General features: G+C 69.2%; 19 protein-coding genes. 6 read left to right on the top strand and 13 right to left on the bottom strand.

The window, feature by feature from the left end; genetic code table 11:
* Positions 1–57 precede the first annotated feature (57 nt).
* Complete coding sequence (locus O7605_RS10250; protein WP_269738963.1) at positions 58–1098, top strand: App1 family protein; 1041 nt, start codon at positions 58–60, stop codon at positions 1096–1098.
* A 112-nt stretch (positions 1099–1210) separates the two neighbouring features.
* Here the strand turns inward: O7605_RS10250 and O7605_RS10245 are convergent, their stop codons facing one another.
* The 3 genes from O7605_RS10245 to O7605_RS10235 form a co-directional block, all read right to left on the bottom strand.
* Complete coding sequence (locus O7605_RS10245) at positions 1211–1747, bottom strand: hypothetical protein (protein WP_269738962.1); 537 nt, start codon at positions 1745–1747, stop codon at positions 1211–1213.
* A 242-nt stretch (positions 1748–1989) separates the two neighbouring features.
* The gene (glgB, locus tag O7605_RS10240; protein WP_269738961.1) at positions 1990–4092 is read right to left on the bottom strand and encodes a 1,4-alpha-glucan branching protein GlgB; all 2103 of its coding nucleotides are present in this window, start codon (positions 4090–4092) and stop codon (positions 1990–1992) included.
* Positions 4080–6218, bottom strand: a complete 2139-nt coding sequence (locus O7605_RS10235; RefSeq protein ID WP_269738960.1) for an alpha-1,4-glucan--maltose-1-phosphate maltosyltransferase — start codon at positions 6216–6218, stop codon at positions 4080–4082. Before O7605_RS10235 ends, glgB begins: the two co-directional genes overlap by 13 nt.
* 192 nt (positions 6219–6410) lie before the next feature.
* On the opposite strand from O7605_RS10235, the gene O7605_RS10230 reads away from it, so the two are divergent.
* Together O7605_RS10230 and O7605_RS10225 are read left to right on the top strand one after the other, a co-directional pair.
* A complete protein-coding gene (locus O7605_RS10230; protein WP_269738959.1) occupies positions 6411–7085 on the top strand; it encodes a nucleotidyltransferase domain-containing protein in 675 nt (224 codons plus the stop codon).
* Between the two features lie 129 nt (positions 7086–7214).
* The gene (locus O7605_RS10225; protein WP_269738958.1) at positions 7215–7454 is read left to right on the top strand and encodes an AbrB/MazE/SpoVT family DNA-binding domain-containing protein; all 240 of its coding nucleotides are present in this window, start codon (positions 7215–7217) and stop codon (positions 7452–7454) included.
* A gap of 185 nt (positions 7455–7639) precedes the next feature.
* Here O7605_RS10225 and glgA read toward each other — a convergent pair whose 3' ends face one another.
* On the bottom strand, positions 7640–8836 hold the full coding sequence (gene glgA, locus O7605_RS10220) for a glycogen synthase (protein ID WP_269738957.1): 1197 nt from the start codon (positions 8834–8836) through the stop codon (positions 7640–7642).
* A gap of 95 nt (positions 8837–8931) precedes the next feature.
* Here glgA and glgC point away from each other — a divergent pair, with 95 nt between their 5' ends.
* Complete coding sequence (gene glgC / locus O7605_RS10215) at positions 8932–10164, top strand: glucose-1-phosphate adenylyltransferase (protein WP_269738956.1); 1233 nt, start codon at positions 8932–8934, stop codon at positions 10162–10164.
* 55 nt (positions 10165–10219) lie between these two features.
* On the top strand, positions 10220–11866 hold the full coding sequence (pgm, locus tag O7605_RS10210) for a phosphoglucomutase (alpha-D-glucose-1,6-bisphosphate-dependent) (protein WP_269738955.1): 1647 nt from the start codon (positions 10220–10222) through the stop codon (positions 11864–11866).
* An 86-nt stretch (positions 11867–11952) separates the two neighbouring features.
* On the opposite strand, the gene O7605_RS10205 is transcribed toward pgm, so the two are convergent.
* From O7605_RS10205 to O7605_RS10195, 3 genes are all read right to left on the bottom strand, one after another.
* Positions 11953–12453 carry a hypothetical protein gene (locus O7605_RS10205; RefSeq protein WP_269738954.1) on the bottom strand — a complete coding sequence of 167 codons (501 nt, stop codon included), beginning with the start codon at positions 12451–12453 and terminating at the stop codon, positions 11953–11955.
* A gap of 150 nt (positions 12454–12603) precedes the next feature.
* Positions 12604–13533 (bottom strand): NAD(+)/NADH kinase, encoded by a 930-nt coding sequence (locus tag O7605_RS10200; RefSeq protein WP_269738953.1) that lies wholly within the window; start codon positions 13531–13533, stop codon positions 12604–12606.
* A 91-nt stretch (positions 13534–13624) separates the two neighbouring features.
* Positions 13625–16729 (bottom strand): M14 family metallopeptidase, encoded by a 3105-nt coding sequence (locus O7605_RS10195; RefSeq protein ID WP_269738952.1) that lies wholly within the window; start codon positions 16727–16729, stop codon positions 13625–13627.
* 9 nt (positions 16730–16738) lie between these two features.
* Here O7605_RS10195 and O7605_RS10190 point away from each other — a divergent pair, with 9 nt between their 5' ends.
* Complete coding sequence (locus tag O7605_RS10190) at positions 16739–18244, top strand: phenylacetate--CoA ligase family protein (protein WP_269738951.1); 1506 nt, start codon at positions 16739–16741, stop codon at positions 18242–18244.
* Here the strand turns inward: O7605_RS10190 and O7605_RS10185 are convergent.
* The 6 genes from O7605_RS10185 to O7605_RS10160 form a co-directional block, all read right to left on the bottom strand.
* The gene (locus tag O7605_RS10185; RefSeq protein WP_269738950.1) at positions 18195–19340 is read right to left on the bottom strand and encodes a hypothetical protein; all 1146 of its coding nucleotides are present in this window, start codon (positions 19338–19340) and stop codon (positions 18195–18197) included. The two genes, O7605_RS10190 and O7605_RS10185, sit on opposite strands and share 50 nt — an antisense overlap.
* Before the next feature lie 153 nt (positions 19341–19493).
* Entirely contained in the window at positions 19494–20279 is a 786-nt protein-coding gene (locus O7605_RS10180) for a glycosyltransferase family 4 protein (protein ID WP_269738949.1), read from the bottom strand.
* A 537-nt stretch (positions 20280–20816) separates the two neighbouring features.
* Positions 20817–22304: an O-antigen ligase family protein gene (locus tag O7605_RS10175; protein WP_269738948.1), complete on the bottom strand. Its 1488-nt coding sequence runs from the start codon at positions 22302–22304 to the stop codon at positions 20817–20819.
* 28 nt (positions 22305–22332) lie between these two features.
* Entirely contained in the window at positions 22333–23238 is a 906-nt protein-coding gene (locus O7605_RS10170) for a dTDP-4-dehydrorhamnose reductase family protein (protein WP_269738947.1), read from the bottom strand.
* Positions 23235–24536: a glycosyltransferase family 4 protein gene (locus O7605_RS10165; protein WP_269738946.1), complete on the bottom strand. Its 1302-nt coding sequence runs from the start codon at positions 24534–24536 to the stop codon at positions 23235–23237. Before O7605_RS10165 ends, O7605_RS10170 begins: the two co-directional genes overlap by 4 nt.
* Positions 24533–25582: a polysaccharide biosynthesis protein gene (locus O7605_RS10160; protein ID WP_269738945.1), complete on the bottom strand. Its 1050-nt coding sequence runs from the start codon at positions 25580–25582 to the stop codon at positions 24533–24535. Before O7605_RS10160 ends, O7605_RS10165 begins: the two co-directional genes overlap by 4 nt.
* Positions 25583–25669: the final 87 nt, after the last annotated feature.

Below are 25669 nucleotides of genomic sequence, written 5' to 3'. Positions count from 1 at the left end.
GGCGGTTCGGCTCAGCTCGCGTGGCCGAGGTGGCTGGTCTGTGGCAGGGTTGCTGGCGTGCCACCGACTCCCGCAGGCCAGCTGGCCATACCGAACCTGCACCGGGCCGCGCGGATCGAGGATGCCGTGCACGCCCTGGTGGAACGCCGGCTGCGCCGTACCGGCTGGCGGACCAACATCATCGCGTACACCGGCTACGGCGGGCCCGGTTGGGTGCGGGTGATGTGCCGGGTGCTGCTGGGGCGGCCGGACACCCGCCAGCGTGGCCGGCTGGAGAAGGTCCGGGGCTGGCGCAGCTTCACCACCCTGCCGGCCAAGCACGTCACGGTCACCATCGAGACCGGCGGGGTGGTGCACGAGGCGCAGGCCGACCGCAGCGGCTTCATCGACACGGTGGTCGAGGCGGGCCTGCCACCCGGCTGGGGTTCGGTGCGGCTGAGCATGCCCGACGCCGAACCGGTCGAAGCGCCGGTGCGCATCCTCGACCCGGAGGTGCGCTTCGGCATCATCTCCGACATCGACGACACGGTCATGGTGACCGCGCTGCCCCGGCCGCTGCTCGCCGCGTGGAACACCTTCGTCCTCGACGAGCACGCCCGCGCCGCGGTGCCCGGCATGGCGGTGCTCTACGAGCGGCTGGTCACCGCTCACCCGGGCGCGCCGGTGTTCTACCTGTCCACCGGCGCCTGGAACGTCGCCCCGACGTTGACCCGGTTCCTGTCCCGGCACCTCTACCCGGCCGGAGCGCTGCTGCTGACCGACTGGGGGCCGACCCAGGACCGTTGGTTCCGCAGCGGCCGGGAACACAAGCGCGCCACCCTGGCTCGGCTGGCCAAGGAGTTCCCGGACGTACGCTGGCTGCTCGTCGGCGACGACGGTCAGCACGACCAGGAGATCTACCGCGAGTTCGCGGTCGCTCACCCGGACAGCGTCGCCGGGGTGGCGATCCGCCGGCTGTCACCCACCCAGGCGGTGCTCGCCGGTAGCCTGCCCGTCCCGCACGACAGTCCCACCGAGGGGCCGGTGGGGCAGAAGTGGCTCTCCGCCCCCGACGGCGCGGGCCTGTGGACCCTGCTGCGCGGCGCGGGCCTGGTCTGAGCCGGCCCACGGGCCGCCGGTCTCGGTCTGCCGACCGGGCCGGCCGGGGGAGCGGGTCGGCAGGTGGGCGGAGCCGGTCACCCCGGCCCAGCCCACCCACCGTCCGTCGGCGTCAGCCGCCCGGCGTGAGAGTGACCTCGCCGGTGCAACCGGCCAGGGTGCGCCGGTCTTCGAGCAGGTCGATGACGGCCTGCCGGTTGGCGATCCGCGCCTCGGACTGCGCGTCCGGGTTGCGCCGCTGGCCGTCGATGAAGGCGAGATTGTTGCGGACCGCGCCGTCGAGGCCGGCGCAGTTCTCCGCCGCACCACCGTTGAGCGCGGCGTTCGGGTCCGCGTCGGGCACCTCGACCTCACCGGTGCACCCGGCCGCCGCGCGCCGCTGTTCGAGCTGGTCGATGACCGCCTGCCGGTTGGCGATGCGGGCCTCCGTCAACTCGTCGGGGAACACCAGCTGGTCGGCGATGAACGCGAGGTTGTTGCCGACGGCGGCGTCGAGGCCGTCGCAGTTCTCACTCGCCTGACTGGTCCCGGTCGCCACCGCGAAGGCCACCGCCAGGGTCACCCCGACCGCCGCGAACCCCGCGATCCTCCGCTGCCCCGGCGAGGGTTCGCCGCCCCGGTCCCGGGCCGTACCCCTGCTGCTCGCCATCGATCCTCCGCCTCGTCGTCCACCTGGAACCGGGAGTACGGGCGCGGAGGCGGGCAAAGTTCACCGTCCGATGATCTACGTGCCGGAGCGGCGGATTGTTCTACTTCCAGTAAGCGTCATGTCGCCCAAAGATGAAATTCCTGAGTGGCATCAGGCTTCGCGGCGACATCCGGTCGAGATCTTGGAAAGTTCCCGTCAGCGCTGAACGGAAACTTTCCAAGATCTCGTGAGGTGCCTCGCGTTCACGCCGGACGGAGCCAGAGGGCGCCCAGGGGCGGCACGCGCAGCGCCACCGAGGCCGGTTGGCCGTGCCACGGCACGTTCTCGGCGTGCACGGTGCCCAGGTTGCCGACCCCGGAGCCGCCGTAGTGGTGGGCGTCGGTGTTGACCACCTCCGCCCAGGCACCCGCGGCCGGCAACCCGATCCGGTAGTCCTCCAGCGGCAGCGCGGAGAAGTTGGCCACGCAGACGAGGGTCCCCCCGTCGGGCGCGATCCGGACGAACGAGATGGTGTTGTTGGCGACGTCGTCCCCGGCGAGCCAGCGGAAACCGGCGGGGGAGGTGTCCTGCGCCCACAGGGCAGGGGTGTCCCGGTAGACCCGGTTCAGGTCGCCGACCAGGCGTTGCACGCCGGCCCGCGCCGGGTCGTGCGGCAGGTACCAGTCGAGGCCGCGTTCCTCGCTCCACTCCCGGTCGTCGGCCAGCTCACAACCCATGAACAACAACTGTTTGCCGGGATGGGCCCACATGTACGCCAGCAGAACCCGGACGTTCGCCAGCCGCTGCCACGTGTCGCCGGGCATCTTGCTCGCCAGCGAACCCTTGCCGTGCACCACCTCGTCGTGGCTGATCGGCAGCGTGTAGTTCTCGCTCCAGGCGTACGCCAGGGAGAAGGTCAGCTGATGGTGGTGGTGCTGCCGGTAGATCGGGTCCTTCGAGGTGTAGAGCAGGGTGTCGTGCATCCAGCCCATGTTCCACTTGAACCCGAAGCCGAGCCCACCGTCACTGGTCGCCCGGGTCACCCCCGGCCAGGCGGTGGACTCCTCGGCGATCATCATGGCCCCGGCGTGGTGCTTGTAGACCGTCGCGTTGACCTCCTGCATGAACGCGATGGCCTCCAGGTTCTCCCGGCCGCCGTGCACGTTCGGCGTCCACTGCCCGTCCTGCCGCGAGTAGTCCAGGTAGAGCATCGAGGCGACCGCGTCCACCCGCAATCCGTCGACGTGGAACTCGTCCAGCCAGTAGAGCGCGTTGGCGACCAGGAAGTTGCGTACCTCCCGGCGACCGAAGTCGAAGACGTAGGTGCCCCAGTCGGGATGCTCGCCCCGGCGCGGATCGGAGTGCTCATAGAGCGGCGTGCCGTCGAACCGGGCGAGGGCCCACTCGTCCTTCGGGAAGTGCGCCGGTACCCAGTCCAGGATCACCCCGATCCCGGCGGCGTGCAGCCGGTCCACCAGGTACCGGAAGTCGTCGGGATCGCCGAACCGGGCAGTCGGAGCGAAGTAGCCGGTCACCTGATAGCCCCACGAGCCGCCGAACGGGTGCTCCATCACCGGCAGGAACTCCACGTGGGTGAAGCCCAGTTCCACCACGTACGCGGTCAACTGCTCGGCCAGCTCCCGGTAGCCCAGGCCGGGCCGCCACGAGCCGAGATGCACCTCGTACACGCTCATCGGCTCCTGGTGCGGCTGCCGCCGCGACCGCCGGCCCAGCCAGTCCGCGTCGGACCACTCGAACGTCGACCGGTGCACCACCGACGCGGTTGCCGGCGGCACCTCCGCGTACGCCGCGAGGGGGTCGGCCTTGTCCCGCCAGTGTCCGTCCGCCCCCAGCACGCGGTACTTGTACCGGCTGCCGGCGGTGGCCCCGGGCACGAAGATCTCCCACACGCCGGTCGAGCCGAGTGACCGCATCGGCCAGCCGTCGTCGGGCGCCCAGCCGGTGAGGTCACCGACCAGCCGCACGCCCCGGGCGTTGGGCGCCCACACCGCGAACGCCACCCCGCCGTCGAGCACCCGGGCACCGAGCGCCTCCCACAGCCGTTCGTGCCGGCCCTCCGCGATCAGGTGCAGGTCCAGCTCGCCGAGGGTCGGCGGGAAACGGTACGGGTCGTCCTGGCGTACCCCGTCGACGTCGAGCCGGTAGTCGAGCACCTCACCGGGGACGGTGGCCTCGAAGACGCCGACGTCGTGCACCCGCTTCATCGGGTGCCGCTCCTCGCCGACCAGCACGCTCACGTCGCCCGCGCCCCGGCGCAGGGCGCGGATCACCGTACGCCCGCCGGTCGGGTGCGCGCCGAGCACGGCGTGTGGGTCGTGGATCTCCCCGGAGATCAGCTGGTCCATCGGGTGTCGTCCTTCTGGGCGGGAACGGTCGGTGCGGTGCCGCCCGACAGGTCGGCCGGCACGTTCTCAACGGTCAGGGTGACCGGCTCGGTGCCGCCCTGACCCGGTGACCCGGCGTCGGCCGGCCCGGACGCGCCCGGCCCGGTCGACGGCGACGCCGCCGCGACCGGGCGCAGGGTGAGCACGTGCGCGGGTTGCAGGTACGGGTCGAGCCGGACCGCGTTGCGCTGCCCCCAGTCGTAGCGGGCCCCGGTCAGCTCGTCGTGCACGGTGAACCGGTCGTGCCAGTCCAGGCCCAGCGCCGGCATGTCCAGGGTGGTGTTGCCCCACTGCACGGTGTGCGAGTCGAACGAGCAGATCACCAGCACCGTGTTGCCGGTCTCCGGATCGTGCTTGGACCAGCACAGCAGGGCCGGGTTGTCGATGTCGTGGAAGACCAGGTTGCGCAGCCGGCGCAGGGCCGGGTTCTCCCGGCGTACCCGGTTCAGGGTGGTGAGGAACGGCGCCAGCGACCGGCCCCGCGCCTCGGCGCCGGCCCAGTCCCGGGGCCGCAGCTCGTACTTCTCGTTGTCGAGGTACTCCTCCGCGCCGGGGCGCGCCACGTGCTCGAACAGCTCGTAGCCGGCGTACATGCCCCACGAGGGGGAGAGCAACGCGGCCAGCACCGCCCGGATCTTGAACATCGGCGGCCCGCCGTGCTGCAACGAGGCGTGCAGGATGTCCGGCGTGTTGGGCCAGAAGTTCGGCCGCATGTAGTCGGCCGCCGCCACCAGCTCCGTGCAGTACTCGCGCATCTCGGCGGCCGAGGTCCGCCAGGTGAAGTACGTGTACGACTGGGTGAAGCCGACCTTGGCCAGCCCGTGCATCATCGCCGGTCGGGTGAACGCCTCGGCCAGGAAGAGCACGTCCGGGTCGACCCGCTTGACCTCCCAGATCAGCCAGTGCCAGAAGTCGACCGGCTTGGTGTGCGGGTTGTCCACCCGGAAGATCTTCACGCCCTCGCCGACCCAGTGCCGCACCACCCGCAGCACCTCGGCGCGGATGCCCTCCGGGTCGTTGTCGAAGTTCAGTGGATAGATGTCCTGGTACTTCTTCGGCGGGTTCTCCGCGTACGCGATGCTGCCGTCGGCCCGGGTGGTGAACCACTCCGGGTGCTCGGTCACCCACGGGTGATCCGGCGCGCACTGCAACGCCAGGTCCATCGCCACCTCAAGGCCGTGCTCGGCGGCGGCGGCGACGAAGTCGCGGAAATCCTCCGGCGTACCCAGATCGGGGTGGATGGCGTCGTGCCCGCCCTCGGCCGCGCCGATCGCCCACGGCGAACCCACGTCGTCCGGGCCGGCGAGCAGGCTGTTGTTCGGGCCCTTGCGGTTGACCCGCCCGATCGGGTGGATCGGCGGCAGGTAGAGCACGTCGAAACCCATCGCCGCCACCCCCGGCAGCCGCTCGGTGGCGGTGGCGAAGGTGCCGGAGCGGGCCGGCGCGTCGACGGTCGCCGGGATCGCCCCCTCGGAGCGGGGGAAGAACTCGTACCAGGCGGAGAAGAGGGCCCGCTCGCGGTCCACCCAGAGGCGGTACTCCTCGCCGGTGGTGACCAGCTCCCGCACCGGGTGCGCCCAGAGCAGGTCGGCCAGCTCCAACGCCGGACTCACCCGCTGGGGCAACTGCCGCTTGGCGTCACCCAGGGCCTTCGCGGCCGTCTTGAGGCGGGCCCGCTCGCCCTTCGGCACCAGCTTGGTGGCGGCGGTCAGCACGCGTACGCCCTCGGCCAGGTCGTTGGCCAGCTCGGCTGGCCCCTGGCCGGCGGCGATCTTCTTGGTGACCGCGTTGTGCCAGGTCAGGTAGGGGTCGCTGAACGCCTCGACGGTGAATTTCCACTCGCCCACCGCGTCCGGCACGATGCTGGCGTGCCACCGATCCTGGCCGGGTTCACCCGGACGCATCCGGGTGAACGGGCGGGCCACCCCGTCCGGGCCGAGCCACACCACGTTGCAGCCGAGGGCGTCGTGCCCCTCGCGGTAGGCGCGCGCCGACACCGGCACCACCTCGCCGACCACCGCACGGGCCGGGTAGCGACCGCAGGAGACGACGGGGGAGACGTCTTCGATCGGGAACCGTCCGCTCACCGCCCCAACCTACTGCCCGAGATCCCCTCGCGCTCGGTCGACTGCGTCAGCCTCCGTCGTTGATCCACTGATCCGTGCACTTTCGGGGATGTTGCGGTGTCCACGCCGCGTGAGGCAGCAACATCCCCGAAGTTGCACTGGCACGCGGGCCCGGCGCACGGGCGGACGGTTTTTCTGGGTAGCGTGCCGGGCATGATCGAGCTGGTCGAGCGGCACACGGTGCTGGCCGTCGTGGTCGGGTCGCGGGCGTACGGGTTGCACGGCCCGGATTCCGACCATGACCGGCGCGATGTGTACGTGGCACCGACCCGCGCCTTCTGGCACCTGGCGAAGCCACCCACCCACCTCGACGGGCCGGCGGAGGAACAGTTCTCCTGGGAGGTCGAACGCTTCTGCGAGCTGGCCCTGCAGAGCAACCCGACGGTGCTGGAGGTGCTCTGGTCCCCGCTCGTCGAGACGATCACCGAGGACGGGCGACAGTTGCTGGCCAACCGGCACGCGTTCCTGTCGCGGCGGGTGGCCCAGACCTACGGCGGCTACGCCCGGGACCAGCTCGACCGGGTGACGGCCCGCCGCGAGCGCACCGGCGAGACGAACCACAAACAGACCATGCACATGATCCGACTGCTGATCGCCGGGGTGCACGTGCTGCGCACCGGCGAGATCCTGGTGGACATGCGGCACCTGCGTGACCGGCTGCTCGCGGTGCGCCGAGGCGAGCTGACCTGGGAGTCGGTCACCGGCTGGGCCGAGGACCTGCAAGCCCAACTCGCCGACGCGGCCGCCACCACCACGCTGCCGGAACAACCCGACCGCGATGCCGTAGACCGGCTGCTCACCGTCGTACGGGAGAGGAACCTGTCGTGACAGTCGACGTGCCGGCGTGGGCCGCCGAGGCCGCCCGGGAGTTACCCCGCCCACTGCTGTTCTGATGCTCGGAGGACGAATCTGTCTGCTGACACGTATCGTTCGTATTACGTGATACGCGGAGGCGCCATGAGGCTCAACAGCAAGGGGCAGGTCACCATTCCGGCCGCGCTGCGCGCCCGGTACGGCCTGCACGAGGGTGACGAGGTCGACATGATCGAGGACGGCGGTGCGCTCCGAATCGTCCGGGTGAGCGGCGCGGAGAGTCGAGGGCAGCGCCTGGTGCGACACATGCGCGGGCGCGGTGGCGCGAAGCAGACCGCCGGTATGTCCACCGACGACCTCATGGAGTTGCTGCGTGGGGACTGATCGACTCCGGGCAAGGCGTACGCGAGTTACCGCGCGCAGGGCGGCACCTAGAGGTCACCGATAGCCGACTTCTACATCGGGGCCCAGGCGGCCGTGTGTGGATACCGTCTGCTCACCCGCGACGGGGCCCGCTACCGGACGTACTTCCCGAAGCTGGAGTTGATCACCCCGGCCGGTTGATCGCGTTACTTGAGCAGGGAGCGGTAGAGGTCGAGGGTGCGGGCGGCCACGGCGTCCCAGGAGAAGTGTTCGACGGCGCGGTGCCGGCCGGCCCGGCCCAGCGCGGCGGCGCGCTCGGGAGCGGCCAGCAGCTCGTTCAGGCGGGCCGCCAGGTCGGCCTCGAAACGTGCCGGGTCCAGCGGAGTGCTGTCCGCCGCCTGTTCGATCGGGACCAGCAGGCCGGTCTCGCCGTCGGCGACCACCTCGGGGATGCCGCCGGTGGCGGTGGCCACCACCGCCGTCTCGCAGGCCATCGCCTCCAGGTTGACGATGCCCATCGGCTCGTACACCGACGGGCAGACGAAGATGGTGGCGTGGGTGAGCACCTGGATCACCTCGGACTTGGGCAGCATCTCGGCCACCCAGACCACCCCGGAGCGCTTCTCCCGCAGCTCGGCGACCAGGCCCTCAACCTCGGCGGCGATCTCCGGCGTGTCCGGCGCGCCGGCCAGCAGCACCAGCTGGGTGTCCGCCGGCAGCTCGCGGGCGGCGCGCAGCAGGTGCGGCAGGCCCTTCTGCCGGGTGATCCGCCCGACGTAGACCACGCTGGGCAGGGCCGGGTCGATGCCGAGTCGCGCCAACACGTCGGTGCCCGGATCCGGGGCGTACTGCGCGGTGTCGATGCCGTTGTAGATCACGTGCACCCGGTCCGGGTCCACCGACGGGTACGCGGCCAGCACGTCCCGACGCATCCCCGCGCTGACCGCCACGATCGCGTCGGCCGCCTCGTACGCGGTGCGCTCACACCACGAGGAGAGCGCGTAGCCACCGCCGAGCTGCTCGGCCTTCCACGGTCGCAGCGGCTCCAGGCTGTGCGCGGTCGCCACGTGCGGCACCCCGTACAGCAGCTTCGCGGTGTGCCCGGCCAGGTTCGCGTACCAGGTGTGGCTGTGCACCACGTCGGTGCCGGCACATTCGGCGGCCATCTCCAGGTCCACGCCCATGGTGCGCAGCGCGGCGTTCGCGCCGGTCAGGGCCGCCGGTTCGGCGTACGCCCGAACCCCCGGCTCGGTACGCGGCGCGCCGAAGCAGTGCACCCGCACGTCGGTGATCCGGCGCAACTCCCGGGCCAGGTACTCGACGTGCACCCCGGCGCCGCCGTAGACCTCCGGCGGGTACTCCCGGGTCAGCAGGTCCACGCGCAGCCGTGCGGAGTCGGTCATGCCCGGCACCCTAGTGCAGAATCCGGCGCCGCACCCGGCGGCGGAACTGTCCCGTACGAGTGGTGAACCGGCAGCGGTATGGATAGCGTCTGGTCATGGCTGCCAAGGTGCTCGCGATCGTCCTGGCCGGCGGAGAGGGCAAGCGCCTGATGCCGCTGACCACGGACCGGGCCAAGCCGGCCGTCCCGTTCGGCGGGATGTACCGCATGGTCGACTTCGTCCTCTCCAACCTGGCCAACGCCGGCTATCTGAAGATCGTCGTGTTGACCCAGTACAAATCCCACTCCCTCGACCGACACATCACCAAGACCTGGCGGATGTCGACGCTGCTCGGCAACTACGTCACCCCGGTGCCCGCGCAGCAGCGCCGTGGCCCCTGGTGGTTCGCCGGCTCCGCCGACGCCATCTACCAGAGCTTCAACCTGATCTACGACGAGCAGCCCGACTACGTGATCGTCTTCGGCGCCGACCACATCTACCGGATGGACCCCCGGCAGATGGTGGAGGACCACATCGCCTCCGGCGCCGGGGTGACCGTCGCCGGCATCCGGCAGCCGCTGTCGACGGCCGACCAGTTCGGCGTCATCGAGGTCGGCGAGGACGGCCGACGGATCCGCGCCTTCCGGGAGAAGCCCACCGACGCCGTCGGCCTGCCCGACGCGCCCGACGAGATCTACGCCTCGATGGGCAACTACGTCTTCACCACCCGGGCGCTCATCGACGCCGTCGAACACGACGCCGACGACAAGACCAGCAAGCACGACATGGGCGGCAGCATCATCCCGACACTCGTCGAGCGCGGCGAGGCGAACGTCTACGACTTCCGCGACAACGAGGTGCCCGGCAGCACCGACCGGGACCGCGGCTACTGGCGCGACGTGGGGACCCTCGACTCGTTCTACGACGCGCACATGGATCTGATCAACGTCCACCCGGTGTTCAACCTCTACAACTTCGACTGGCCGATCTACACCGAGCAGCCGCCGTTCCCGCCGGCCAAGTTCGTGCACCAGTGGGGGGAGCGGGTCGGCCGTGCGGTCGCCTCGATGGTCTCGCCCGGCGCGGTGATCTCCGGCTCGCTGGTGGAGAACTCGATCGTCTCGCCGAAGGTGAAGGTCCACTCCTGGGCCCACGTGGACGGCTCGGTACTCATGGAAGGTGTCGAGATCGGCCGGCACGCGGTCATCCGCCGGGCCATCCTCGACAAGAACGTCTACGTGCCCGAGGGCGCCGAGATCGGCGTGGACCTGGAACGGGACCGGCAGCGTTACACGGTCTCCGACAACGGCATCGTGGTCATCGGCAAAGGACAGAAGGTAGAACCGTGAGCGCGAGGAGTGAGCTTGCGAGCCCCGCAGTCGCGAACGAAAGGCCAATACAGCCGTGAGTAGTCACCCGCGTGCCGGGCAGCCCGCCGAGCCCGCCGACCTGGTCGACGTACCACGGCTGGTGACCGCCTACTACGCCGAGCATCCCGACCCGGCCGACCCGGCGCAGCAGGTCTCCTTCGGCACCTCGGGACACCGCGGGTCGAGCCTGCGCAACGCCTTCAACTCCGACCACATCCTCGCCGTCACCCAGGCGCTCTGCGACTACCGGCGGGAACAGGGCGTCGACGGCCCGCTCTTCCTCGGCCGGGACACCCACGCGCTGTCCACCCCGGCGGCCGTCGACGCCCTGGAGGTGCTCGCCGCCAACGACGTCACCGTGCTGCTGGACAGTCGCGACGGCTACACCCCCACCCCGGCGGTGTCACACGCCATCCTCACCCACAACCGGGGACGCACCGGCGCGCTCGCCGACGGCATCGTGATCACCCCGTCGCACAACCCGCCGGACGACGGCGGATTCAAGTACAACCCCACCCACGGCGGCCCGGCCGACTCCGACGTCACGAAGTGGATCCAGGACCGGGCGAACGCGATCCTCGTCGCCGGGCTCAAGGAGGTGCGCCGCATCCCGTACGCGCGGGCCCGCGCCGCCGACACCACCGACACGTACGACTTCCTGGGGGCGTACGTCGATGACCTGCCGGCGGTGCTCGACCTCGACGCGGTCCGCGCCGCCGGGGTCCGCATCGGCGCCGACCCGCTCGGCGGCGCCAGCGTCGACTACTGGGGCGAGATCGCCGACCGGCACCGCTTCGACCTGACCGTGGTCAACCCGACGGTCGACCCGACCTGGCGGTTCATGACCCTCGACGGCGACGGCAAGATCCGGATGGACTGCTCGTCGCCGAACGCGATGGCCTCGCTGATCGCCCGGCGCGCCGAGTACCAGGTGGCCACCGGCAACGACGCCGACGCCGACCGGCACGGCATCGTCACCCCCGACGCCGGGCTGATGAACCCCAACCACTACCTGGCCGTCGCCATCGCCCACCTGTTCCGCACCCGGGACCAGTGGGGGCCCGACGCGGCGGTCGGCAAGACCCTGGTCTCCTCCTCGATGATCGACCGGGTCGCCGCCGACCTCGGCCGCCCGCTGCTGGAGGTGCCTGTCGGCTTCAAGTGGTTCGTGCCCGGCCTGCTCGACGGCGCGGTCGGCTTCGGTGGCGAGGAGAGCGCCGGCGCGTCCTTCCTGCGCCGCGACGGCGGCACCTGGACCACCGACAAGGACGGCATTCTGCTCTGCCTGCTCGCCGCCGAGATCATCGGCAGCACCGGGCGGACGCCGAGCGAGCACTGGGCCGAGCTGGCCGACCGCTTCGGTGCACCCGCGTACGCCCGCATCGACGCACCCGCCAGCCGGGAGCAGAAGGCCGTGCTCGGCAAGCTCTCCCCGGAGCAGGTGAAGGCGACCGAGCTGGCCGGTGAGCCGATCACCGCCACGCTCACCACCGCCCCCGGCAACGGTGCCCCGATCGGCGGGCTGAAGGTGACCACCGAGTCGGGCTGGTTCGCGGCCCGCCCGTCCGGCACCGAGGACGTCTACAAGATCTACGCCGAGTCCTTTCAGGGCCCCGACCACCTGGCCCGCCTCCAACAGGAGGCCCAGGCCCTCGTCACCGACGTCCTCGGCAGCGCCTGACGTCGTCGCGGACCGCGGGCGAGCGTCAGACCCAAGCCGCGGTGCCGGGTGTGGTGACCGCGGGCGACCACACCCGGCCAGCGCTGTCACAACCCGTTGGGGCCGATCGACGTGGGGCGGAAGGTGTATTCGCGACCGCAGTAGTCCGGCACGGTGCTGGGCCGATCGAGCGACATCCGACAGACCTGGATCACCACGCGGTCGATGCCCACCGCCGAGGCGTTGGAGCCGAGAACGAAGTCGAACCGCAGCACTCCGTTGTCCACCCGCTGCGCTGCCCGGTCGATCGGACGTTCGCCCGCGTACGCGACGTAGCTGGCGATTGTGTAACGACGGTCGTCGCGGCAGGCGATCGGCTCATTGGCGCTGGGCCGGTCGACGACGACTCCGGTCAGTCGCACCGCACTGGTGGGCGCGGTGGAGCGCCATTCCAGGACCCCTTCGGTGTAGCCGTAGGTGCAGTTGTCTCCGGAGGGGACGGAGAATCGCTGGGAGATCGGGCTGGCGGCTGCGCTGCCGGCCATGACGGTGGTGGCGAGAAGCGCGGCGGCGAGGACGGTCGCCGCCCGCAGGAGTGCGCGGGTCATGTGCCTCCTTCCAGGCTGATCCGGCGCGGTGGTGGGTCGGGCGGGAAGGTCGCGACAGGGGGGCCCGATTGGGACGGCCACCGACACCGGTAGCGGATTAAGCGAAGTCTATCGATGTAAGGGGGGAAAGTCAGCCGCCGGGGCGCCGGGTCAGCGTGGTGGGGGCGCTTCGCGGCGGCCGAGTTGGCGGCGCAGATTCTCCGGCAGCAGTTCGCGGAGCTGCTCCGGCAGCAGCGGCAGGTCGAGCAGGCTCAGCTTGAGCTGACTGCGTTCCTGGTACCGGGCCGGGTCGAGGCGGACCACCAGGCCCGCGTCGGTGCGGTAGCCGATATCCACCGCACCGGAGGTCGACCCGTCCCGGATGACCTGGCCGTCCACCTCGATCGCGACCGGCGCGGACCCGGCACGCAGTTCCAGCCGGACCCGTTCGTCGGAGGAGAGCACCACCGATCGCGAGATGCCGGACATCGGCGCGCTGGGGGTGACCACCACGGCACGCGTCGCGGGAGAGACCAGCGGCCCGCCGGCGGCGTAACTGTAGGCGGTCGACCCGCTGGGGGTGCTCACCACCAGCGCGTCACAGCGGTAGTAGCCGTACTGTTGCCCGTTCACGGCCAGGGTCGCGGTGACGAAACCCTGACCGGGGCGGCGGATCAGCGCGATGTCGTTGAACGCGACCACGTCGTCGCCGCACACGTCGCAGGCCAGACAGCTGTGCGACTCGACGGTGTACTCGCCGGCCAGCAGCCGGTCCAGCGCCGCCGGCAGCTCCGGCGGCTCCACCTCCACCAGAAACCCCAACTTGCCGAGATGTACGCCGAGCACCGGCTTCGGATCCGGTACGGCCGCCCGCAGCGCGCCCAGCATCGTGCCGTCCCCGCCGACGCTGACCAGCAGGTCCGCTCCAGCGGTGAGCTGGTCCTCCGGTACCGGGCGGACGGACTCGGGCACCCGTTGCCGGTCCTGTTCGCGTACCGTCAGCTCCACCTGGTGCCGCGCGGCCCAGGCGGCGATGGTGTCCACCACCGGGGACACGTCCCGGGTGGGATGCAGCACCAGCCCGAGCCGGATGCGGTCCATACCCACAGCTCATCACAGTCCGCACGCCCGTCATGCCGGTACGCGACAAGGCGCGCCGGCGGTGGGACCGCCGGCGCGCCCTGGACCGTCGCTACCGGCGCGGTCGACCGGTCAGGTGGGTCAGCGACCGGGCGACCAGGTCGTCGCGGGCCGCCGGTGCCAGCCCCTCCAGCCCGAAGCCCAGGTAGACGGTGTCCGGGGTGACCACCGCCGACCCCTCCTCGAACGCCTGCTGACTACGCGACCAGTCGTTGGCCGCCGGGGCCGACCCGGCCGGCGGACCGGCCACCGTCCAGCCACCGAGGTCCGTCTCGAACGACGTCTCGGCGGCGGTGGCCCCGTCTACCACGACCCGGGTGTCGTCGACGAACAGGCCGAGACCCTGGGTGGCCCAGTCGGTGGCGTAGCTGATGGAGACCTCCACCTGCCCGCCCGCGTACCCGGACAGGTCGGCCACGAACTCCTTCCAGCCGTTGGAGCTGCCGGTCGCCGCGTGCCACTGGCCGGTGCTGCCGGTCGGTGAACAGTCCGCGCCCTGGTAGTGCGCCAGGAACGGGTGCAGTTGAGCCACCCAGCCGGAGGCGCAGCTTTCCCCGGTCTCCTGGGTGGTCAGACCCCCGGCGTCCGGCAGCGTGGTCCAGTCGTCGGTGCCGACCGCACGCGCCTCGACGAACATGAAGTCCCAGTTCGTCTCGATGTCGAACGAGGTGAAGAAGCGCAGCTCAGCACTGCTCGCCCCGGTCAGGTCCACCGTCCGGGTGAGCCGCTTGTACGACTCGTCGGACTGCCCGCTGAACAGGTACCACTCGCCGGTACGCGGATCGAACGGCGCCCCGCCCGGACGCCCCCAGCCCACCGGAGCGGAGCTGGTGAACTGTGGGAACTGGGCCGGTGGCAGGAAACTCGACGTGGTCAGGAACGACGCGGTGTGGTCCTGGTTGCCCGCCGAGCCGTCGGCGTTGAGCGTGCCGGTGAACCCCGCGAACCGGCCCTCGTCGCCGAGGACCTGGTACGGCTGCCCGTCGGGCGACGTACCGCCGTCACTGACGTAGTTGTACGCCCCCAGCCAGTACTGCTGGAAGTCGTTCAGCAGCGGCAGGCAGGCCGGATCGGCGGCGTCGGTGCACTCCGGCGGGGCGTCCGGCAGATAGCCGTACGATCCGTTGGCCGCCTGGGCGTAGAGCGCGTACTTGCCGCTGACCAGCAGCTTGCCGCCCTCGTTTAGGTAGTCCCGGACGGACAGCTCGGTGTCCACCGCCGCCTTCGCCACGGTGCCCGGCACCTGACCCGGCTCGCGCAGGATGATGTCGTCGCCGGTCTCCCAGACCACCGCGTCGTAGTGCGACAGCACCCCCAGGTGGTGGGGGGCGGCACGCCCCATCGCGTCGAAGTCGTACACGTCGCTGCTGCGCCCGGCGGCCTTCAGCGAGGCGGCGATCTCGTCGGCGTACTTCGCCGTGGTGGTGTCCTGGGCCGGGCTCAGCCCGGTCACGTCCTCCACCGCCAGCACCAGCACGTCCCCACCGATGTCGTCGTGCACCCGGTAGCTGAAGCGTTCGCTGCTGACCTTGCCCCGGCCCGGTCTGGTCGCGGTGAACCACACCTGCACCCGGTCGCCCGGCCGGGCACCGGTGACCTTGCCGCGCAGCTCGGCGTAGTAGTCGTCGTGGGTGTCGCCGTAGCGTTCACCGCCGCGCCACTCGCGGACCCGGGTGGACTTCGTCCGGCCCCCGTTCACCGACCAGTTCAGCTTGACGTTCTTCAACGAGCGCCGGGTGATCGCGGCGACCTGCTGGGTCCGGCCGTACGACACGTCGAAGGCGTCCACCACGAAGTCCGGGGTGCTGCGGCCGACCACCGAGACCGGGTCGTCCGGCTGGTGGGCCGACTTCGCCACCGACAGCGCGAACGGGATGTTCTTGGCCACCTCGGCGGCGATCAACTTCTCGTCGTCGGGGAAGATGAAGCCGCTGACACAGTCCTCCGGCAGCCACTGGTCGTCCGGGTCCGACTCGGCCGCCGCCTGGCAGGTGGACATCTCCGGAGTGAAGCCCAGCGTGCCGTAACGCACCGTGGCGTGGCTGTCCGTGTCGCCGTTCGTGGTGTACAGCTCGGCCGAGATGTCCGGGTCGTAACCGGGCACCGCCGGGTTGGCGTCGTCGCCGACCATCGCCTCGTAGATCACGTCGTCCGGGGTGGGCGTGGCCACCTGCCAGCCGACGCCGTACAGCAGCAACTGCGCGGCGGAGTGGTAGTTGACGAAGAACTCGAACCCCATCCGCTTGAACAGGCCGTCGAGCGCCTTCGTCTCCGGCTCCGAGTTCGGACCGGGGCCGCGATAGGTGTCACTCGCCGGATCCGGCGAGGAACCCTCGTTGTCGTAGCCCCACTTGTAGCTGAAGTTGCGGTTCAGGTCGACGCCGTCGGCCCCGGTGATCTGGCCGTCGCCGTTGTTGTCGCGCAGGTTCTTGCGCCACAGCCGGTTGCCGGGCGTGAAGGTGTGGTCGTAGCCGTCCGGGTTGAGCACCGGAATGAACCACAGCTCGGTGGTGTCCACCAACCGGGTGATCTCCCGGTCGGAGCCGTAGCTGGTCAACACGTGGTGCATCAACCGGCGGGTCATCTCCGGCGTGATCCACTCCCGGGCGTGCTGGGTGCCGCCGTAAAGCACCGCCGGCCGCTTGCCGTCCTTGGTCTTGGTCGCGTTCTTGGTGACCTTGATCGCGAGGATCGGCTTGCCCTGGGCCGACCGACCGATGCTCTGCACCTTCGTCAGCTTCGGATACCGGGCCGCGGTGGCGGTGATCTCGTCGCGGATGCCGCCGGGTTCGCTGTACGACCGGAAGGCCCGCCAGCCCGCCGCGCTCTGCTCCCGCAGCACCCGCGAGGCATCCTTGCCGCGTAGCTTCTTGACCTTCAGATCGACGCCCTTGCGGGCCAGCCGGTCGGCCTGCGCCCGGCTGAGCACCGTCTCGATCTCCGTCTTGCCGGACTGGTCGGGCGTCGTGCCGTGCCCGACGTCGACACCGGCCTCCCGCAGCTGGTGCAACTGCGCGGGATCGACGGTGCCGACATACACCTCCATGCCGTCGCCGCCGCCCGGGTCGGACGGCGGCCGTGCGCTCGCCGGTGCGGTCAGCACCAGCGCACCGACCAGAGTGAACACGCCGGCGATCGCCAGCGGTGTGCGCCTCATCCTGCCCCCTTGGATCGAAGGACTTCCGCGCTGAGCCTTGTGCCGGTCATCACGCGTGTCAATACATCCGGCGTAACATCCCGCTGCGGGCGATCGGTGCACGTAACCCCGTATTTCGTTGCCTCGTTGGGCTGTTGCCGGCGTTGTGTGGGCGCGCGTGCAAATGGCCGCGTCTCCACCACCAGCGAGGATCTCGGGGGCGATGACGTGCGCGGATGGACACCGCCGACAGTGATGTTTCGCGACCGCCGCAGGCTGTTGGCGAATAAACAGGCATTGCACGACGAAGCCCTGTCCAGGACGGAGATCGAGCAGATCCAGGTCCGACGGTTCAACGAAATCTGGTCCTACTGCACCACCGAGGTGCCCTTCTACCGTCGTTGGCAACGGGAGCACGATCTGCCCGGACACATCGACCACCCGACCGACCTACGGCACTTTCCCGCGCTCGACAAGGAAACCCTGATCCGGCGCTCAGTCGAGGTCTTCGAGGGCGCCTCTACTCGACACGTGTACAGCACGGGCGGCAGCACCGGCCAACCCACGCGGTTTCCGCAGGGACCAGGTGAACTGGCCGCCCGGTGGGCGAACAACTACCTCGCGCGCTCGTGGTGGGGAGTCCGACCCGCTGATCCGCAGGTGCTGCTCTGGGGGCACGCACACCTGTTCGGCAGCGGGATGACGGCGCGGGTAGCCAAGGTCAAGCGTGGTGCCGCCGACCGGCTCATGAGGATGACCCGACTCAACGCGTACGACCTCAGCGAGCCGGCACTGCGCGCCCACCATCTCGCGCTACGCGACCGAAACCCGGTGTCGCTGGTTGGTTACACCTCCGCCGTGTTCAAGCTTGCCCGGTATGTCGAGCGACATGGCCTGGATATGGGTGACAAGAGCCGGCTGCGTGCGGTGCTGCTCTGCTCGGAGACTGCCAGCGACGCCGACATCGCGCTGGTGGAGCGGGTACTCCAGGCACCCGCCGTCATCGAGTACGGTGCGGCCGAGACCGGGGTGATGGCGGCATCACGTGATCGCGCCAGGTCAATACGGGTCATCTGGGACAGTTTCATCTGCCTGGTCGGCGGTGATCAGTCGCTTGCCGTAACCACCCTGGACCGTCGGTTGTTCCCACTGATCAACTATGCGATCGGGGATCGGGTCGAACCGGTCGACGCCATCGACGGGAACGCCCTGGAACTGCGGTCGATCCTGGGTCGCCGCCAGGAGGTCGTCCGGGTGGCGGCGGCTCAGGGCATTCTCGATCTGTCTCCCATCCTGCCGGTGCACATCCTGAAGACGTACCCGGGGATTGTGGGCGTGCAGTTCCGGCAGAAGCGACCCGACGACCTGCACATTCACGTGCAGGCTGATGTCGAACTTGACCTGACCGAGGTCAGCGCGTTCTTCGTTCGTGAGCTACGCAAGGATCACCCGGACCTGCGCGCCGAGTCCATCACGTTCTACCAGGTCAGCGAACAGGAACGGACCCGCGCTGGGAAGCACGCTCTCTTCGTCTAGTGACCGACAGGTTGGTGGCTCCCGTCGTCGGGCGTCTCGCCCATCGCCGCCGGCCAGCCACGACGAGTATCGCCACAGCGACGACCAACTCCGCGCCGGCCGCTGACGTGGCGACCCCTGCCGCTCCGAGCGTGGTCGCTTGGATGAGGAGCCCGACACCGACGAGCATGGCGACCGCAGTGGCGACCTGCGTCGCGGCGCCGTAGTCGCCGTCGCCGATGCGGTTCATGGCGAAGGCCCGGTTGATCGTGGCGAACGGCAACGCGAGTGCCAGCAACTGCAGCCACAGCGCCGCGTCGGGAACTCCGAGGTCCAGGATGTCCATGGTCAGCCGGGATGCGAACGTGACGATGCCGAAGGCGATCACCGAGGCGGAGAGCACGGAGATGAGTTCGGCTTCCCGCCCAATCGAGCCAGGCGGGCCGATGCGGTGGCGGCGCCGCGTCCGCACCGCCATCGGCACGCGTAGGCCACTGAACACTACTGCCACCAGCGCCTGATAGATGCTGACCAACGCGCCGTAGCAGCCCACCACGTGCGGGCTGGCGACCAACGACAAGGCGATGGTGCCAGCCCGGGCGCTGAAGGCGTCCGCGAGGCTGTAGGAGAAGAGTCGGCGGTTGAGCCGGAAGGCGCGGGCGGCGTTCCGGAACGAGAGCTGGGTCCACATCGGCCGTGCGCCGGTCACAGTGCGGCAAACCACGACTTCACCGCTGAGGAGGTAGACGGCTGCGCCGATCGCCAGCGCAGCGGTCAGCGGCGCACCCCCAATCAGCAGAGCCAGAGCCAACAGCCGCGGCACGGTCAGTACGGCGGACGCGGCGACGAACCGCATCTGCCGCACCAGATCGCTGTAGCGCAGCTCGGCGAGACTGTTCAGCATCATGATCCCGCCGGCCGCGACCAGAGCCGGACTTGCGTACCCCCGAACCTGGTACAGCCCGGTGATGCCTGCCGTGGCAGCGATCATGATCGGTATCGCGATAAGCAGGCGCTGGCTCCGTACGGCACGGCGTTCGCGTTCATCGCCGGAGACGTAGAGCAGCGACGAGCCGCCCATGACCATGATCACGACCCAGGTGAGCGCGGCGGTCATGACGCTGTATGCAGCGATCTCCCCGGTCTGACCCTGCCGTGCCGCGTACGCCAGCATCGCGGCGTTGGCCAGCCCACTGAGCAGGCTGGACGCCGAAGCGACGATCGTGCTGGAGCGGATCTTGCCGGCCTGCCCGGCATCTGGCGGCATCGACTACGCGTCCTGCGTCTCGGCTTCAGCCTGGTCTCGGGCTCCTGTGGCCCGCCCAGCTTGCCGGAACTGATCAAAGATGTTCGGCTGCGTCGCGCCGGCGCGCCAGCGCTGGTACGCCGCGCCCGCCGCCGCGCGGGCATGCAGTCGGTGCATCGCCGGAGCCGCGGCGACCAGGTCGATCTCACGGGCAAGAGCAGCAGCAGTCGGTTCGGTGAGTACCACTCCGCCGCCCGAGCGGAGCACCGCGTTCCATGGCGTCTGGTCTGAACAGATGACCGGGCAGGAGGCGGAGAGACTCTCGGCGATGACGTGTCCGAAGTTCTCTCCGCGGGTCGGGAAAACAAAGGCGTCGTATCGTGCAAAGGTCGGTCGTACCTCGCTCGGCGTGAGTTCGCCCCGGTAAGTGACCGAGACGTTCGCGGGAACAAGTCGCATGAGTTTGTGGCACTCCTGCCAGTAGGCGACGTCCTCGATCGGGCCGTAGATGTCGAAGATCAAGGGGTGGATCACCTGCGTGAGCCCCTCAAGAACGCCGGTCAGGTTCTTGATCGGACTGACGCGACCGAGGAAGACCAGCCGGGCAGTCTCACCTGATGCTTCCGGTGGCAACGGATCGGGCGGAAGTGCCACGTCATTTTGCCGGATCTCGATCGCACCGCCGGGGAAGAGTCTGCGAATGGCATCAGCTTCGTGGTGGTTGGTCGCATGCCAGGAGACGTTGGATCGCTTAAGGACAGCGCGCCACAGCGGGAGGAAGAGGCGCTTTTTTGTGGCTTTGGTGCTCAAAGCGTTGCTCCCCAGTTCGCCACGAGGGGCGACCAGTATCCGCTGCACATGAAGGAGACCCAGTCTCGCAGCGACGATCGGAATAAGAGATGAGGGTGCCCACAGACTGTTGACGTACAAGAGATCGAATTGAGTGCGTCGGAGTTCGGAAGTCAGCCGACGCCATCTCCATGGACGGCGTGGCTCGATATACCAGATGCGTGCACGTCCACGCTGCACCCAGTGTCCAGACAGGCCGACGTAGGGCTCCTTGGAGCCCAGGTCGTGATTCCTGGTAACCATGGTGATTTGCACTTCGGGTGAGCTGGACTCCAGTAGTTGAGCTATCGATCGCACAGGTCCACCGGCACGGAAACCTGGCTCAAAGTATTCACAGGTCAGAAGTATCTGAAACGACTTCGGGTCTGCGGCTCTGGGGCGACCGAGACTGGATCCCAGACGTCCTTCTCGAACTTTCACGACCGTCCTCCGGGTGTTCCGGTCCTACGTTCCAGTTCGGGCAAACGAGGGTGCCCCGCTGTCGGTGACCGTCGAGAACTAACGCCTGTGCCTACCGCTGGCTCCCACGGCGGTTAGGACGGCAACACCTGGCCTGACGTCGGGACCTCGGTTACGACTTGGACCCGAGTAAGCGTCCGAACGTCCCATGCGGCCACCGGGGTGTGTCCGGTGGGAAGCCGCAGGGGGAGGGCTCAGCGCGCTAGCGGCGAGGCCCGCCATCGCCATCCAGAAGATGTACGGGTAAGGCTGCCCGGTGCCGAACATCGCAGACTCGGTGACCTGAACGAATAGCCCGGTCGCGACGAGCCAGATCAGACCCGAGTTTGTTCCGACCGGGGAGACGCGGGTGATCGCCCAGACGCAGGCTGCCAGAACCAGTAGCAGGCTGGCCGCGCCAGCCAGCCCTAGTTCCAATAACCACTGAAGGTAGCTGTTATGGACCATGTTCACCTCGGTGGCAAAGAGGTCAACTTGGCGAGTGTATTCGAAGAGAGACCATCCAGCCGAATAACCGAAACCGAATGATGGCCGGTTCTTCCAAAGATCCAGTGCTGCCTGCCAGGTGACCATGCGACCGCTCGAGATGTCACCGTCCTCGGCGTCGGTGAACCGGGCTGCCAGTTGTTCTGTCCACTGGGAGCCGGTCACAGCACTGGTCACGTTGAACAAATGAAGGACGGCCCCAGCCGCCAGGCAGGCGGAAACAACCCGGATCGCGGTGGGCAGGCCGTGTCGGGCGATTACCCAACAGGCGCCTGCGAGGATGGCGAGCAGCGCAGTCCTTGACTCGGTCATGATCAGTGCGACGGTTGCCGGAACGACACCACCGAGGTGAATCAACCGGCCTGAGTTCCGATAGACGGTCCAGCCAATCGGAACGGCCACGGCGCAGAGGACGCTGAGCATGTTCGGGTTCGCAAAGATGCCCTGAAACCGATCGCCATAGGTCCATGCGTCAGTCGCGCCTGCGGCTCCGTAGGCGAGACTGATCACGAAAGCGGCTGTGAGGATGACGTAGGCGGTGCCGAGGTCCCGCGCGATACGGTGCTGGCTACTCCACCGTCGCGTGGCGAGTCCGTGTACCAAAGCCACCAACAGCGCCAGCGCACCGGCCTGCTGGAGGGTGAGGAGGGGCACGACGGACCACGTGCTGCTGGCAACTGCGAGGGCGACACATGCCCAGAGACCGCCGAGGAACAAGCGGGGCCAGCCGGTGAGGCGCTTGATCTTCGCACTGCCGCCGCCGACGAACGTCCAAACCACCAGCGCGCCCGCAGCTAGGTAGCGCGGATAGAAGGTGACCTGAGCGAGAGGTGCGATGTTGGAGACAGCACCGATCAACAGCACCAGCGTTGCGGCAAAGAGTCGCTGCCACCCATCGAGCCGTCCAAGTAGATAGCCGACAATCGCGATGACGACGGCGACGACGGCGACGACGGGGTGCGCCACGGCTAGTGCGGCGACGACCGCCACTATGGTGCCGGCACCAACTATCAGAGTGCCGGCCGTCCAACGTCTGGCCATCAGATCTTCCTGTTCGTGAAGTCGCGGGTCAGCTCGTAGGAGTCGGGCGACGGAGGTCAGGAGCTGTCAGCAGTGCCCAACGCCCGCGCGCGCCGTGCAGGTCGTGGATCATCCTCGACCAGGATGGTGGGCGGTATCCGGTGGTCTGGGCCAACGCATCGGCATTCATGGAGCGGTCGCAGACGAACGCGTCGTGCGGGAGGATGTCACCGGTCCAGCCGTAGGCTTCCGCGATCAGCCTGAGTAGCTCGTATTTCGAGATCGGCGTCGCCGCCACATGGTAGAGACCGGTGAGGTCGTCGCGCGGCAGCACTACCGATCGCAGCAGCCGGGCGAACTCGACGGTGGTGATGCCGCTGTAGATCGCCTTTGTGTAGCCGGACACGACGCCATTCTGGGAGAGGAACCAGTCGACCAGGGATCGGCGACCGCTCAGCTCGTGCCCGATGATCGACGTACGCAGCGTCAGGGCCGGTGCGCGGTCGACCTCGCCGAGCAGCTTCGACCGGCCGTACAAGTCTGGCGGGTCGGGGATGTCTGTCTCCACGTAGCCACCCCGGTCGCCGGAGAAGACGCAGTCGGTGCTGACGTGCACCAGACGAATGCCGCGCCGCGCACACTCCTCGGCGAGCTGATGGGGAAACAGGGCGTTGACGGTGACGGTGTGCACGGCGTTCTGGACCTCGGGCCGTTGTTTGATCACGCCTACGCAGTTGACCACCACGTCGGGACCGATCTGGTCGAGCAGCCGACCCACCCGCCCGTGGGCGAGCACGTCGATCCCCGTGCTGACTCGTGCCGCGACCGTCGGCGGCAGATCGGCGCTGCTCCGCGCGGTGCCGTGCACCTCGACGCCGGCGGCGTCGTGCAGCTCCCGCATCAGGGTGTGCCCGAGCATGCCGGTGGCGCCCAGCACGAGTACCCGTCGGTTCATCGTCGCACCCGCTTTCGGTCGGGCCTGCCGCCGTCCTTCGCCGCCACAGCCAGTAGCTCGGCGAGGACCTGGACGTTGGCCGCCTCACTCATGAGAAGCCGGTAGTGGTCGAGACCGGCCCGCCCCATCGCCCGTAGCTGAGCGCGAGGCGTGGCGTGGGCGAGCCGGATGGTCTGGGCCAGCCCCTGCGGATCGCCCGGGGCAGTGGTGAATCCGGCGCCGGCGTCGCGTATCGCCCGGGCGGCGTCGCCGGGCGCGCAGGACAGGATCGGCTGGCCGCAGGCGAGGATGGTCTGCACCTTGCTCGGCATGGTGATCTGGAACAGTGGCTGGTCGGCGAGGCTGACCAGCTGGATGTCGGCGGCGGCCATCACGGCGGCCATACGCTCCGGCGCGACCGGGTCGACGAAGTGGACGGTGCGGAGACCGAGTTCGGCAGCCGCCGTACGCAGCGCGGGTTTGCTGACCCCGTCGCCGACCAGCACGAGGTGGAGGTCGGTCAGGTCGCGGAGTCGGCCCATGGCCGCGATGGCGACGCCGAGGTCCTGCGCCGGCCCGTGGTTCCCGCCGTAGAGCACCACGAAGTCGTCGGACGACAGGCCCAGGCCGGCGCGCAGGTGCGGGTCGGGCTCGGTCGGCTGCATGAGCTTCTCGTCGGCCCAGTTGTAGACGACGGACACCTTCTCCGCGGGCACACCCCGCGCGACGAGGGTGTCGCGCAGCCCGGGGGAGGGGACCGTGACATGTGCGGCCCGGCGATAGGTGAGCTCGGTGAACCGGCTCAGCGTCGGCTCCGCGACCCGGCGAGCCAGACCCCGGGTGACGAAGCCCGTCGCGAAGACCGAGTCTGGCCAGAGGTCCATCACCATCAGCACGTACGGGATTCCCCACCGCAGCCGGGCCGCCAGGGCCGCGGTCGCCGCGGTGGCCGGTGACGAGTAGACCAGCGCCACGTCCGCGGTACGCAGCAGCGACGAGCCCAGCAGCGTCGAGGACGTCGCCCAGCTCAGGTAGTTCGCGGCGCGGCCGACAGCGGACCGGTCGTGGCTCGGGTGCAACGGGGTACGCAACACCCGGAGACCGTCCACTTCATCGACGACTGACCGTCGGTGTGCATAGCCCGGGTGGACCACGCCGGTCGGGTAGTTGGGCATCCCGGTCAGCACGTCCACCTTGAAGCCCTGCCGCCGCAGGCAGCGGGTGAGCCCCAGGGGAATGGGCACCGGCTCCGGTGGGAAGAACTGGCTGACCAGCGTGACCCGGGTGGACAGCGGGTCGTCGGCCTCGGGCCCGGTCACGTGCTGGGTACTTCGGTCGGCTGACCGACCTCATCGAGCTGCGCACGCACTTCCGGCAGGGTCAGCAGCAGCGCCATGATCTCGGGAACGTCGAGGCGGCGGGCGTTGTGCGAGTGGTAGTCAGCGACGTGCTCCTGGCGGGTGTCGCCCTCGTCGAAGTACAGGGCGTAGTTGAGGTCGCGGCTGTCGATCGGCACCCGCAGGAAGTCGCCGAAGTCCTCGGCCCGAGCCAGGTCCTCGCGGCTGGCCAGGGTCTCGTACAGCTTCTCGCCGTGCCGGATGCCGAGCACTTCGAACTTCGCCGGCACGCCGAACAGGTTGCACAGCGCGGTGGCGAGGTCGGCGATGGTGCAGGCACCGGCCTTACGGATGAAGATGTCACCGGGCTGGCCGTGCCGGAACGCGTGCTCGACCAGTTCGACGGACTGGCCCAGCGACATGAGGAACCGGGTCATGGTCGGTTCCGTCACCGTCGGCGCCACACCGTTGCGAATCTGCTCGATGAACAGCGGGATCACCGAGCCCCGCGAATACATGACGTTGCCGTAGCGGACGCAGCAGACGCGCGTCCGTGCCGATGGATTGTTCCGTGCGTGCGCCTGGGCGACCTTCTCCATCAACGCCTTGGTCATGCCCATGGCGTTGACCGGGTAGACGGCCTTGTCCGTGCTGAGCAGCACCAGCGTCTCAATACCGTTGCGCTCGCAGGCGTCGACGACGTTGGCGCTGCCGAGCACGTTGGTCCGGACCGCCTCCAGCGGGAAGAACTCGCAGGACGGAACCTGCTTGAGGGCGGCGGCGTGAAAGACGAAATCCACGCCCCGGGCCGCCTTGTGGACGCTGTCGAAATCCCGGACGTCCCCGACGTAGTAGCGCACCCGGTCGTCGCGCAGCCGGTGCCGCATGGCGTCCTGCTTGGACTCGTCGCGGCTGAGTACGCGCACTTCGGCGGCGCCGGCGTCGAGCAAGCGGGAGACCATCGTCTGCCCGAAGGAGCCGGTGCCACCGGTGATCAAGAAATGGCGGCCCGAAAGTGAGGAATCCACATTTCCCCCTGTCTTTCCTTGCACCCCCGGGGGCGCTGATGATTCGCATCGAATCGGACCATACAGCTCGGCAACTGCCGGAGAGCC

The sequence above is a fragment of the Verrucosispora sp. WMMA2121 genome (genome assembly GCF_027460185.1).
Classification (GTDB): domain Bacteria; phylum Actinomycetota; class Actinomycetes; order Mycobacteriales; family Micromonosporaceae; genus Micromonospora; species Micromonospora palythoicola.
Note: the sequence above shows the minus strand (reverse complement) of the source record. Positions and strands in the feature narration are given on the sequence as shown.

Bases quoted from the DNA above. Each gene is read 5' to 3' on its own strand.
- O7605_RS10245 (WP_269738962.1), bottom strand. From the start codon at position 1,747: ATGGCGAGCAGCAGGGGTACGGCCCGGGACCGGGGCGGCGAACCCTCG.
- glgB (WP_269738961.1), bottom strand. From the start codon at position 4,092: ATGGACCAGCTGATCTCCGGGGAGATCCACGACCCACACGCCGTGCTC.
- O7605_RS10230 (WP_269738959.1), top strand. From the start codon at position 6,411: ATGATCGAGCTGGTCGAGCGGCACACGGTGCTGGCCGTCGTGGTCGGG.
- O7605_RS10225 (WP_269738958.1), top strand. From the start codon at position 7,215: ATGAGGCTCAACAGCAAGGGGCAGGTCACCATTCCGGCCGCGCTGCGC.
- glgA (WP_269738957.1), bottom strand. From the start codon at position 8,836: ATGACCGACTCCGCACGGCTGCGCGTGGACCTGCTGACCCGGGAGTAC.
- glgC (WP_269738956.1), top strand. From the start codon at position 8,932: ATGGCTGCCAAGGTGCTCGCGATCGTCCTGGCCGGCGGAGAGGGCAAG.
- O7605_RS10205 (WP_269738954.1), bottom strand. From the start codon at position 12,453: ATGACCCGCGCACTCCTGCGGGCGGCGACCGTCCTCGCCGCCGCGCTT.
- O7605_RS10200 (WP_269738953.1), bottom strand. From the start codon at position 13,533: ATGGACCGCATCCGGCTCGGGCTGGTGCTGCATCCCACCCGGGACGTG.
- O7605_RS10195 (WP_269738952.1), bottom strand. From the start codon at position 16,729: ATGAGGCGCACACCGCTGGCGATCGCCGGCGTGTTCACTCTGGTCGGT.
- O7605_RS10185 (WP_269738950.1), bottom strand. From the start codon at position 19,340: ATGACCGCCGCGCTCACCTGGGTCGTGATCATGGTCATGGGCGGCTCG.
- O7605_RS10175 (WP_269738948.1), bottom strand. From the start codon at position 22,304: ATGGCCAGACGTTGGACGGCCGGCACTCTGATAGTTGGTGCCGGCACC.
- O7605_RS10170 (WP_269738947.1), bottom strand. From the start codon at position 23,238: ATGAACCGACGGGTACTCGTGCTGGGCGCCACCGGCATGCTCGGGCAC.